The following is an 11,786-nucleotide window of genomic DNA, read 5'->3' as shown; positions in this document are numbered from 1 at the left end:
AACGGAAATGGACGACAACAAAGGATTAAAAATGAACATACCAAAAACAATGCTGGCGCTGGTAACCGCCGTTTTGCTTTCAGGCTGTGAGGATAAACCGCAGCAGGTGACCATCGAATTTATGCACTCCGCCGTTGAGCAGGAGCGCCAGACCGTCATTGCCGGGATCATCAACCGCTTTCAGCAAGAGAATCCGGATATTATTGTGAAGCAGGTTCCCGTCGAAGAGGATGCCTATAATACTAAAATCATTACCCTTGCCCGCTCAGGATCACTGCCGGAGGTCGTCGAGGTCAGCCATGACTATGCCAAAGTCATGGATAAAGAGCAGCTTATCGACCACAAAGCGGTGAAAACGCTGATCGACAGGCAAGGCGAAAGCGCCTTCTACGACGGCGTGCTGCGCATTGTTCGTACCGAAGACGGAACGGCCTATACCGGCGTGCCGATCAGCGCCTGGCTGCAGGGAGTCTGGTATCGTAAATCGGTACTGGCTAAAGCGGGAATCGACGAACCCAAAAACTGGACGCAACTGCTGGAAGCGGCACGCAGGCTGACCGACAGCACCAGTAAAAAATATGGCATCGCGCTGCCGACGGCTGAAAGCGTCATGAGCGAACAAACCTTCTCTCAGTTCGCACTTTCAAACGGTGCTAATGTGTTCAACGCAAACGGCGACATCACGGTTAACTCAGCAGAAATGCAGGCCTCGCTGAACTATTATCGCGAACTGGCCCGCTATACCATGCCCGGCTCGAACAACGTAACAGAGATCAAAGACGCCTTTATGAACGGCACCGCGCCGATGGCGGTCTATTCGACCTATATCCTGCCAGCGATTTATCAGGATGGTTCGCTGGCGGATTTAGGCTTTGTCGTGCCGAGCGAAAAATCACCTGCCGTATTTGGCGTTATCACATCATTAACGCTCACAGCCGGTCAGACTGAGGCAGAAACGAAAGCCGCCGAAAAATTTGTCAGCTTTATGGGACAGGCGCAGAACGCGGCTGACTGGGTATTGATGTCGCCGGGGGCGATGCTGCCGGTGACGAAGGCCGCCGCGCAAAACGTCAGCTGGAAGGACAACCCTGCAGTCAAAGTCTTTGGAACTCTCCCTGAACAGCTGATTGCCCAGTACCCGAATATGCAGGTCTTTGGATCGGTCGGCGAGAAGAACTTTACGCGGATGGGGGATATTACCGGCTCCATGATCCTCAGTGAAATGGTCAATCAGGCGACGGTGGGTAAGCAGGAGACATCGGTGGTGCTGGAACGCAGCCAGCAGCGGGTTCAGGCGTTAATGCAGCATAAGTAAAACAGAAAAATCCGCCTCAAACGTCGCGTTGGCGGCGTTTGAGGCAGTGTGGCAGGAATTACTCGCCGACTTTAGCCCACGTATCACGCAGACCTACAGTGCGGTTAAATACCAGCTTGTCAGCCGTTGCATAGCGGCTGTCCAGGCAGAAGTAGCCTTCACGCTCAAACTGGAACGCTTTACCTGCAATCGCAGCCTGCAGTGACGGCTCACCGTAGCCCTGCTTAATGACCAGCGATTCCGGGTTGATAACGGACAGGAAGTCTTCCGCCGCACCTGGGTTTGGCACGCTAAACAGACGATCGTACAAACGGATTTCAATCGGCAGCGCATGGGACGCGCTCACCCAGTGAATAACACCTTTTACTTTACGGCCATCAGCCGGATCTTTGCTCAGGGTGTCGGCATCGTAGGTGCAGAAAATGGTGGTGATATTCCCTTCTGCATCTTTCTCTACACGTTCAGCCTTGATCACGTAAGCATTACGCAAACGTACTTCTTTGCCCATCACCAGACGCTTGTACTGCTTGTTCGCTTCTTCGCGGAAGTCGGCGCGATCGATCCAAATTTCACCGCTAAACGGCACTTCACGGCTGCCCATTTCCGGTTTGTTCGGATGGTTAGGCATGGTAACCAACTCACTTTCGCCCTGCGGGTAGTTTTCGATAACCAGTTTCACCGGATCGATAACTGCCATCGCGCGCGGGGCGTTTTCGTTCAGATCTTCGCGAATGCAGGACTCCAGAGAAGCGATCTCAATGGTGTTATCCTGCTTGGTCACGCCAATGCGTTTGCAGAACTCACGAATAGCGGCAGCAGTATAACCACGACGACGCAGGCCAGAAATCGTCGGCATACGCGGATCGTCCCAGCCTTCAACGTGCTTGTCGGTCACCAGCAGGTTCAGCTTGCGTTTGGACATCACGGTGTATTCCAGATTCAGGCGCGAGAATTCGTACTGGCGCGGGTGAACCGGAATGGTGATGTTGTCCAGCACCCAGTCGTACAAACGACGGTTATCCTGGAACTCCAGCGTACACAGTGAATGCGTAATGCCTTCCAGCGCATCGCTGATGCAGTGGGTAAAATCGTACATCGGGTAGATGCACCACTTGTTGCCGGTCTGGTGGTGTTCGGCGAACTTAATACGGTACAGCACCGGATCGCGCATCACGATAAACGGCGAAGCCATATCGATTTTCGCGCGCAGGCAGGCTTTACCTTCTTCAAAACCACCGGTACGCATTTTTTCGAACAGCGCCAGGTTCTCTTCGACGCTACGATCGCGGAACGGGCTGTTTTTACCTGGCTGCGTCAGAGTGCCGCGGTATTCGCGGATCTCCTCCGCTGACAGTTCATCAACGTACGCCAGGCCTTTATTAATAAGCTCTACCGCATAGGCGTGAAGCTGATCGAAGTAATCCGAAGAGTAGCGAATATCGCCAGTCCAGTGGAAACCTAACCATTCAACGTCGTTTTTAATCGACTCAACGTACTCGATATCTTCTTTAACCGGGTTCGTATCATCAAAACGCAGGTTGCACTGGCCCTGGTAATCTTGCGCAATGCCAAAGTTCAGACAAATGGATTTCGCGTGGCCAATGTGCAGATAGCCATTTGGCTCCGGCGGAAAACGTGTATGGATAGTGGTGTGCTTACCACTGGCCAGATCTTCATCGATGATCTGACGAATAAAGTTACTCGGGCGGGCTTCAGCCTCACTCATCGTGGATTCCTCAAAGCGTAAACAACGTATAACGGAACATGATCTTATAAGCGACGTCAGGAGACAACTATTAGTTGCACAAAAAAGGTGTTTCAACAGGATATATGAGGGTATTTGCTGCAAAAAAAAGCGGCGGAGGAATATCCCCCGCCGCTTAAGGCACTTAACTCACTTTACTCAGGAGCAGTTATTTACCTTTAATCTCATACAGTGGTGTTTGACCAGCAACCACATGACCTTCGGCTTTAATGACCAGAGCACCGAAATCATCGCTGTTGCTGCACACAACCGGGCTAACCATGGAACGTGCGTTGGCGTTCAGGAACTCCAGATCCATTTCCAGAATCGGTTGACCTGCAGTCACTTCCGCACCTTCTTCAACCAGACGCTTAAAGCCTTTACCTTCCAGCGCTACTGTATCGATACCCATGTGGACCACGATTTCCGCGCCTTTAACGGTTTCCAGACAGAACGCATGGTTAGTGTTGAAGATTTTCACGATGGTGCCGGCAGCCGGAGCAACCACGATTTTATCCGTTGGCTTCACCGCCACGCCGTCGCCTACAGCTTTGCTGGCGAAGGCTTCATCAGGCACCTGCTCCAGCGCAACCACGTCACCGGTAATCGGAGAAACTAAAGTTTCAACGGTTACTGCGTTCGCTACAGCTTGCGGTTTAGCAACCGGAGCCGCTGCTGCTGGCGCACTTTCACCAGACGCTGCAGCCACCGGGCCACGCGCAACAACTTTCTTCATTTCGTCGCCGATAGATTCGGCCTTCGCACCCACGATGACCTGGATAGTTTGCTTGTTCAGCTTAACCACTCCAGATGCGCCTAAACGTTTACACATCGCATCATTTACGCGACCGGAGTCGGCAACGGTCAGACGCAGACGAGTGATACAGGCATCAATCGCTTTCAGGTTATCGGTACCGCCAACTGCTGCAATGTAGTTGGTTGCCAGTTGAGCCAGACCTTCTTCAGTGTTGCTGTTCGCTTCTTCAGTAACGATATCGTCTTCTTTATCTTCACGGCCCGGCGTTTTCAGGTTAAACATACGAATAACCGCGCTGAACAACACAAAGTAAATGACGAAGAACACCAGGCCCATCACGACCAGCATCCAGACGTTCTGACTCGCCGCCGGCAGGTTGTACATCAACACGTAGTCGATAGCACCTGCGGAGAAGGAGAAGCCCGCGTGGATCCCCAGCAGTGTTGCAACGAACAGGCTGATACCCGTTAACAGTGCGTGCAGGAGGTACAGCAATGGCGCCAGGAACATGAACAGGAATTCCAGCGGCTCGGTAACACCGGTCAGGAACGCGGTGATCGCAACGGACAACAGCATACCGCCAACCATCGGACGACGTGCTTTCGGAGCGGCGAAGTACATTGCCAGCGCCGCACCCGGCAGACCAAACATCATGATCGGGAAGAAGCCAGACATGAACATACCCGCAGTGCCGTCACCCGCGTAGAAGCGGTTGATGTCACCGTGGAATACGGTACCTGCAGCGTTAGTGAATTCACCAATCTGGAACCAGGCGATGGTGTTCAGCACCTGATGCAGACCGGTTGGGATCAGCAGACGGTTGATGAAACCAAAGATACCGGAACCCAGCGCGCCAGCGCCTACGATCCACTCACCTCCCGCATGGATGGCGTTCTGCACCGGCGGCCACACGTAGCCGAAGATAGCAGCCAGCACCAGACAGAAGAAGCCAGTGGCGATCGGCACGAAGCGTTTGCCGCCAAAGAAGCTCAGGAAGTCAGGTAGTTTGATACCAGACCAACGGTTATATACCGCACCGCCGACCAGACCAGTGATGATACCTGCCAGCACGCCCATGTTGATGGCCGGGTTAATGGTAACCATTGCTTTGGTCAATATGAAATAACCAACCGCACCCGCCAGCGCTGCAGCACCCGCGCTGTCTTTTGACCAGCTGGAAGCCACACCAATAGCGAAAATTAACGCCAGGTTATCAAAGATGGCCCCACCCGCTTGCGCGATGAAGGGTACGTTAAGTAAATCTGGTTGGCCGAATCGCAGCAGCAGTGCCGCGACTGGCAGCACAGCGATGGGGAGCTGTAACGCCCTACCCAGCCGCTGGAAAAAACCTAAAATATTCATTTTATTCCCCCTACGAGACCCCGATTAGGCTTCTTTGAAGCCATATTTTTATTGTGCGACCATTCCTGACAGCAAGATTCTGGAACAACAATATTAACCATTCATCTACATTCAGAGTGTGTGAAAATTTAATTCGTATCGCAAATTAAATGCGTGTTTTTTGTGATTCCAGTCACCAAATATCGTTATTAACCCTCCCTTCCACTGGCTAACTACGAAAACTTATTTTATCATTCAAAAAATCGAAACGGATTGATCCTTACCGATGCAAAACCAGGTTACGCTTAATACTGCACAGAGACTCAATCCGCCAATTGCTTACATTTACTTTTGAGGTGAAGAATGAGACTGATCCCCCTGAATACCGCTGAACAAGTCGGCAAATGGGCTGCTCGCCATATCGTTAACCGTATTAACGCGTTCAAACCAACGGCTGATCGTCCGTTCGTTTTGGGCCTGCCGACAGGCGGTACTCCGCTGACAGCCTACAAAGCATTGGTTGAAATGCACAAAGCGGGCCAGGTAAGCTTCAAGCATGTTGTAACGTTCAATATGGACGAATATGTTGGCCTGCCGAAAGAGCATCCGGAAAGCTACCATAGCTTCATGCATCGCAACTTCTTTGATCACGTTGATATTCCAGCAGAAAACATCAACCTCCTCAATGGTAACGCACCGGATATTGATGCAGAATGCCGTCAGTATGAAGAAAAAATCCGTTCTTACGGTAAAATCCACTTGTTTATGGGCGGCGTAGGCAACGATGGTCACATCGCGTTCAACGAACCAGCCTCTTCTTTGGCTTCCCGTACTCGCATCAAAACGCTGACTCACGACACGCGTGTTGCGAACTCACGCTTCTTTGACGGCGACGTCAGCCAGGTGCCTAAATATGCGCTGACCGTTGGTGTGGGCACCCTGCTGGATGCTGAAGAAGTGATGATCCTGGTACTGGGCCACCAGAAAGCGCAGGCGCTGCAAGCCGCCGTTGAAGGCAACGTTAACCATATGTGGACCATCAGCTGTCTGCAGCTGCATCCGAAAGCAGTTGTGGTCTGCGATGAGCCTTCCACCATGGAACTGAAAGTGAAGACGCTGAAATACTTTAACGAGTTAGAAGCGGAAAATATTAAAGGTCTGTAATTGATGTCTCCGCCCTGTCGATAAGTTGCAGGGCGGCATTTTTTGAAATCGGGGGTCGGAATGTATGCTTTAACCCAGGGCCGGATTTTTACCGGTCACGAAATTCTTGATGACCATGCGATTGTTGTCGCCAATGGCCTGATTGACAGCGTTTGCCCACTGACTGAGTTACCGTCAGGAATTGAACAGCGCTCACTGAATGGGGCCATTGTTTCCCCCGGTTTTATCGATGTACAGCTAAACGGCTGCGGCGGCGTACAATTTAACGATACGGCAGAAGCCGTGACCGTTGAAACGCTGGAAATCATGCAGAAAGCCAATGAAAAATCTGGCTGCACCAGCTACCTGCCAACGCTTATCACCACCAGCGATGACCTGATGAAACAAGGCGTTCGCGTCATGCGTGAATACCTGGCGAAACACCCGAATCAGGCACTAGGGCTTCATCTGGAAGGTCCGTGGCTGAATCTGGTGAAAAAAGGCACCCATAATCCGGGATTTGTCCGTCAACCGGACGCTGCGCTGGTTGATTTCCTGTGCAATAATGCCGATGTGATCACCAAAGTAACGCTGGCGCCAGAAATGGTCCCGGTAGAGGTCATTACCAAACTGGTGAATGCGGGTATTGTGGTTTCTGCGGGTCACTCAAATGCAACGGTAAAAGAAGCAAAAATCGGGTTCCGCGCAGGCATCACCTTTGCGACGCATCTGTTCAACGCGATGCCGTACATTACCGGCCGCGAACCTGGTCTGGCGGGCGCTATTCTTGATGAAGCCGATATCTATTGCGGTATCATCGCTGATGGCCTCCACGTTGATTACGTTAACATTCGTAATGCCAAATGCCTGAAAGGCGACAAGCTGTGCCTGGTCACCGACGCAACCGCACCAGCAGGTGCAAACATTGAACAGTTCATTTTCGCTGGCAAAACAATATACTACCGTAATGGATTGTGCGTTGATGAGAACGGTACACTGAGCGGCTCATCATTAACCATGATTGAAGGCGTACGCAATCTGGTCGAACATGCGAATATCGCTCTCGACGAAGTCTTACGTATGGCAACGCTCTACCCTGCTCGCGCCATTGGCGTCGACAAACAACTCGGCAGCATCGCGCCAGGCAAAGTAGCCAACCTGACTGCGTTCACGCACGACTTTAAAATTATCAAGACCATCGTTAATGGCAACGAGGTCGTTACTGAGTAAGAGAAAGAATGACACCAGGCGGACAAGCTCAAATAGGTAATGTTGATCTCGTAAAACAGCTTAACAGCGCGGCGGTTTATCGCCTGATTGACCAGCATGGGCCAATCTCGCGAATTCAAATTGCCGAGCAAAGCCAGCTTGCCCCCGCCAGCGTAACGAAAATTACGCGTCAATTGATCGAACGCGGGCTGATCAAAGAAGTCGATCAGCAGGCCTCTACCGGGGGCCGCCGCGCTATCTCTATCGTCACCGAAACCCGCAATTTCCACGCCATTGGCGTACGCCTGGGCCGCCACGATACTACGCTCACGCTCTATGATATGAGCAGTAAAGTGGTCGCTGAAGAGCATTATCCCCTCCCGGAGCGCACCCAGGAAACGCTGGAGTATGCGCTGCTCAACACCATTGCCACCTTTATTGAGAACTGCCAGCGGAAAATCCGCGAGCTGGTTGCGATTTCCGTCATTCTGCCAGGCCTGGTTGATCCTGAAAGCGGCGTCATCCGCTATATGCCGCACATTCAGGTCGAAAACTGGGGGCTGGTCGAAGCACTCGAAAAACGCTTTAAGGTCACCTGCTTTGTCGGTCACGATATTCGCAGTCTGGCGCTGGCCGAGCACTATTTCGGGGCAAGCCAGGATTGCGAAGACTCCATTTTGGTGCGTGTTCACCGCGGAACCGGGGCGGGAATCATCTCCAATGGCCGAATTTTTATTGGTCGCAATGGCAACGTGGGTGAGATTGGCCATATTCAGGTAGAGCCGCTGGGTGAGCGCTGTCACTGCGGTAATTTCGGCTGTCTGGAAACAATTGCTGCCAATGCCTCTATTGAACACCGCGTGCAGAACTTATTGAAACAGGGTTATCCAAGCCGACTCACGCTGGATGATTGCGGCATTAAAGCCATCTGTAAGGCGGCTAATAAAGGCGATAACCTGGCATCAGAAGTCATTGAGCACGTTGGTCGTCACCTGGGTAAAACCATCGCCATCGCCATCAACCTGTTTAACCCACAAAAAATCGTCATTGCGGGCGAGATTACCGAGGCTGACAAAGTGCTGCTGCCTGCTATAGAAAGCTGTATCAACACGCAGGCGTTGAAAGCGTTTCGCCACAATTTACCGGTGGTTCGCTCCACGCTGGATCACCGTTCAGCCATTGGCGCCTTTGCGCTGGTGAAGCGTGCGATGCTCAACGGTACATTGCTGCAACGTTTGCTGGAAAGCTAATACCAAGCAGCCTCTGCGTTAGCTGCATCTGCTCACCCCAGTCACTTACTTCAGTAAGCTCCCGGGGTTCTCAGACTTGCCGCCTTGATGCAACTCGAATGATTTAGTGTATTTTGTGTATAGTAATGCCTTCTTTTTTTGATGTCGGATTGTCCATGGCCATTAAGAATGTAATTTGTGATATCGACGGCGTGCTGATGCACGACAATGTTGCCGTACCGGGTGCGGCAGAATTTCTGACTGGGATCCTGGAAAAAGGCCTGCCGTTAGTTTTGCTGACTAACTATCCTTCACAGACCGGGCAGGATTTGGCAAACCGCTTCGCCACCGCGGGTGTGAATGTCCCTGATAGCGTCTTTTATACTTCCGCCATGGCTACCGCTGATTTTCTTCGCCGCCAGGAAGGGAAAAAGGCCTACGTGGTAGGTGAAGGTGCGTTAATTCACGAGCTGTATAAAGCCGGGTTTACTATTACTGACGTGAACCCCGATTTTGTGATTGTTGGCGAGACGCGATCCTATAACTGGGACATGATGCATAAAGCGGCATATTTTGTGGCCAACGGCGCGCGTTTCATCGCCACAAACCCGGATACTCACGGACGCGGCTTTTATCCCGCCTGTGGTGCGCTGTGCGCCGGTATCGAAAAAATCTCTGGCCGCAAGCCGTTTTATGTGGGCAAACCCAGCCCGTGGATTATTCGCGCGGCGCTCAACAAAATGCAGGCGCATTCGGAAGAGACCGTTATCGTTGGCGACAACCTGCGTACCGATATTCTGGCGGGCTTCCAGGCGGGTCTCGAAACCATCCTGGTATTGTCTGGCGTTTCGACGCTCGACGACATTGACAGCATGCCGTTCAGACCAAGCTGGATTTACCCGTCCGTTGCGGAAATTGATGTGATTTGATGCGTAAGCCGGATAAGACGCCCCCGCGTCATATCCGGCCAGAAGAAATCCTTCCATTTAATAAAACCGCCATAAAATTATCGATTCATTAATAAACCCGTCCATTCCGTAATCTTTTTTCACCAATCCACAATGACCATTGCGTTTTTTATTTTCTGACCCGTAATTCACTTGCGCCCTCTCCAGCTTTGCGGCATTTTCTTTATCAAGCAAACATAAAAAGCATCACGCAACAGGTTAACGGAGAAGGTTATGTGTTCTATTTTTGGCGTATTCGATATTAAAACTGACGCAGTTGAACTGCGTAAAAAAGCCCTGGAATTGTCTCGTCTGATGCGCCATCGCGGCCCGGACTGGTCGGGTATTTACGCCAGTGATAACGCCATTCTGGCGCACGAACGTCTGTCCATCGTCGACGTCAACGCCGGTGCTCAGCCGCTGTACAACGTGAAGAAAACGCATATCCTGGCGGTTAACGGTGAAATTTATAACCATCAGGCGCTGCGCGCTGAATATGGCGATCGCTATCAGTTCCAGACCGGTTCCGACTGCGAAGTTATCCTTGCGTTGTATCAGGAAAAAGGCCCAGAGTTTCTGGATGACCTGCAAGGCATGTTTGCTTTTGCTCTGTACGACAGCGAGCAGGACGCTTACCTGATCGGTCGCGATCATATCGGGATCATCCCGCTGTATATGGGTTACGACGAGCACGGTAACTTCTACGTTGCGTCTGAAATGAAAGCTCTGGTTCCCGTGTGTCGCACGATCAAAGAATTCCCGGCCGGTAGCTATTTATGGAGTAAAGACGGCGAAATTCGTCAGTACTATCAGCGCGACTGGTTTGAATACGATGCGGTAAAAGACAACGTTACCGATAAAAACGAGTTGCGTCAGGCACTGGAAGATGCAGTGAAAAGCCACCTGATGTCAGATGTTCCTTATGGTGTATTGCTGTCCGGCGGTCTGGATTCATCCGTCATTTCCGCAATCACCAAAAAATACGCCGCGCGTCGTGTTGAAGATCAGGAGCGTAGCGAAGCCTGGTGGCCGCAGTTGCACTCCTTCGCCGTAGGCCTGGAAGGCGCTCCAGACCTGAAAGCCGCACAAGAGGTGGCGAACCATCTGGGTACTGTACACCATGAGATCCACTTCACCGTGCAGGAAGGTTTGGATGCTATCCGCGACGTGATTTATCACATCGAAACTTACGATGTTACGACGATTCGCGCCTCGACCCCGATGTACTTAATGTCGCGTAAAATTAAAGCTATGGGCATTAAAATGGTGCTGTCGGGCGAAGGTTCTGACGAAGTATTTGGCGGCTATCTCTATTTCCACAAAGCACCAGATGCAAAAGAGCTGCACGAAGAGACCGTGCGTAAGCTGCAGGCGCTGCATATGTTCGACTGTGCCCGTGCCAACAAAGCTATGTCGGCCTGGGGAGTGGAAGCTCGCGTGCCCTTCCTGGATAAGAAATTCCTTGATGTGGCGATGCGCATCAACCCGCAGGACAAAATGTGCGGCAACGGCAAAATGGAAAAACATGTTCTGCGTGAATGTTTTGAATCCTACCTGCCAGCAAGCGTTGCATGGCGTCAGAAAGAGCAGTTCTCCGATGGTGTCGGTTACAGCTGGATTGATACCCTGAAAGAGGTGGCCGCTGAGCAAGTTTCTGACCAACAACTGGAAACCGCCAGCTTCCGTTTCCCTTACAACACGCCATCTTCTAAAGAAGCGTATTTGTACCGTGAGATTTTCGAAGAGCTGTTCCCGGTTGCGAGCGCTGCGGAATGTGTGCCTGGCGGGCCGTCTGTTGCCTGTTCTTCTGCCAAAGCAATTGAATGGGATGAGGCGTTTAAAACCATGAACGATCCTTCTGGTCGTGCGGTTGGCGTACATCAGTCCGCTTATAAATAAGTTAATCCTTAGAAAAGGGCCCTGCGGGGCTCTTTTTTATGTCTATTTTCTGTGCAAAAAAACAATTAATAACTAATAATTGCCGAATATTGCGTCATGCTGTTCGCAACCTAACCAAACAGTCACATTCCAGCTATTTTCAATGAAAAAGGGGTTGACGCTTCAAGGCTCAATACGCATAATGCGCCCCGCAACGCCGATA

Annotated in this window: 8 protein-coding genes; 6 read left to right on the top strand and 2 right to left on the bottom strand. The window is 51.5% G+C overall.

Annotated elements, in window-relative coordinates:
* Nucleotides 1-31 precede the first annotated feature (31 nt).
* Entirely contained in the window at nucleotides 32-1,315 is a 1,284-nt protein-coding gene (locus GPJ68_RS07150; protein ID WP_104651701.1) for an ABC transporter substrate-binding protein, read from the top strand.
* A gap of 58 nt (nucleotides 1,316-1,373) precedes the next feature.
* On the opposite strand, the gene glnS is transcribed toward GPJ68_RS07150, so the two are convergent.
* Entirely contained in the window at nucleotides 1,374-3,041 is a 1,668-nt protein-coding gene (gene glnS, locus GPJ68_RS07145; RefSeq protein ID WP_016152250.1) for a glutamine--tRNA ligase, read from the bottom strand.
* Nucleotides 3,042-3,228: 187 nt separating this feature from the next.
* Nucleotides 3,229-5,178 (bottom strand): PTS N-acetyl glucosamine transporter subunit IIABC, encoded by a 1,950-nt coding sequence (nagE, locus tag GPJ68_RS07140; RefSeq protein ID WP_104651702.1) that lies wholly within the window; start codon nucleotides 5,176-5,178, stop codon nucleotides 3,229-3,231.
* A gap of 342 nt (nucleotides 5,179-5,520) precedes the next feature.
* On the opposite strand from nagE, the gene nagB reads away from it, so the two are divergent.
* From nagB to asnB, 5 genes are all read left to right on the top strand, one after another.
* Nucleotides 5,521-6,321 (top strand): glucosamine-6-phosphate deaminase, encoded by an 801-nt coding sequence (nagB, locus tag GPJ68_RS07135; RefSeq protein WP_003022803.1) that lies wholly within the window; start codon nucleotides 5,521-5,523, stop codon nucleotides 6,319-6,321.
* Nucleotides 6,322-6,381: 60 nt separating this feature from the next.
* The gene (nagA, locus tag GPJ68_RS07130) at nucleotides 6,382-7,530 is read left to right on the top strand and encodes an N-acetylglucosamine-6-phosphate deacetylase (RefSeq protein ID WP_180837204.1); all 1,149 of its coding nucleotides are present in this window, start codon (nucleotides 6,382-6,384) and stop codon (nucleotides 7,528-7,530) included.
* An 8-nt stretch (nucleotides 7,531-7,538) separates the two neighbouring features.
* On the top strand, nucleotides 7,539-8,759 hold the full coding sequence (locus GPJ68_RS07125; protein ID WP_016152247.1) for an N-acetylglucosamine repressor: 1,221 nt from the start codon (nucleotides 7,539-7,541) through the stop codon (nucleotides 8,757-8,759).
* A gap of 155 nt (nucleotides 8,760-8,914) precedes the next feature.
* Nucleotides 8,915-9,667, top strand: a complete 753-nt coding sequence (nagD, locus tag GPJ68_RS07120; protein ID WP_005121413.1) for a ribonucleotide monophosphatase NagD — start codon at nucleotides 8,915-8,917, stop codon at nucleotides 9,665-9,667.
* 252 nt (nucleotides 9,668-9,919) lie between these two features.
* A complete protein-coding gene (asnB, locus tag GPJ68_RS07115) occupies nucleotides 9,920-11,584 on the top strand; it encodes an asparagine synthase B (protein ID WP_003835552.1) in 1,665 nt (554 codons plus the stop codon).
* Nucleotides 11,585-11,786 lie beyond the last annotated feature (202 nt).

This window comes from Citrobacter sp. 172116965, from assembly GCF_013458095.1.
Taxonomy (GTDB): Bacteria; Pseudomonadota; Gammaproteobacteria; order Enterobacterales; family Enterobacteriaceae; genus Citrobacter; species Citrobacter braakii.
This window is presented reverse-complemented; position numbering and strand designations above follow the sequence as displayed.

Excerpts from the sequence above, each read along its gene's own strand:
- GPJ68_RS07150 (WP_104651701.1), top strand. The coding sequence starts at position 32 with ATGAACATACCAAAAACAATGCTGGCGCTGGTAACCGCCGTTTTGCTT.
- glnS (WP_016152250.1), bottom strand. The coding sequence starts at position 3,041 with ATGAGTGAGGCTGAAGCCCGCCCGAGTAACTTTATTCGTCAGATCATC.
- nagE (WP_104651702.1), bottom strand. The coding sequence starts at position 5,178 with ATGAATATTTTAGGTTTTTTCCAGCGGCTGGGTAGGGCGTTACAGCTC.
- nagB (WP_003022803.1), top strand. The coding sequence starts at position 5,521 with ATGAGACTGATCCCCCTGAATACCGCTGAACAAGTCGGCAAATGGGCT.
- nagA (WP_180837204.1), top strand. The coding sequence starts at position 6,382 with ATGTATGCTTTAACCCAGGGCCGGATTTTTACCGGTCACGAAATTCTT.
- GPJ68_RS07125 (WP_016152247.1), top strand. The coding sequence starts at position 7,539 with ATGACACCAGGCGGACAAGCTCAAATAGGTAATGTTGATCTCGTAAAA.
- nagD (WP_005121413.1), top strand. The coding sequence starts at position 8,915 with ATGGCCATTAAGAATGTAATTTGTGATATCGACGGCGTGCTGATGCAC.
- asnB (WP_003835552.1), top strand. The coding sequence starts at position 9,920 with ATGTGTTCTATTTTTGGCGTATTCGATATTAAAACTGACGCAGTTGAA.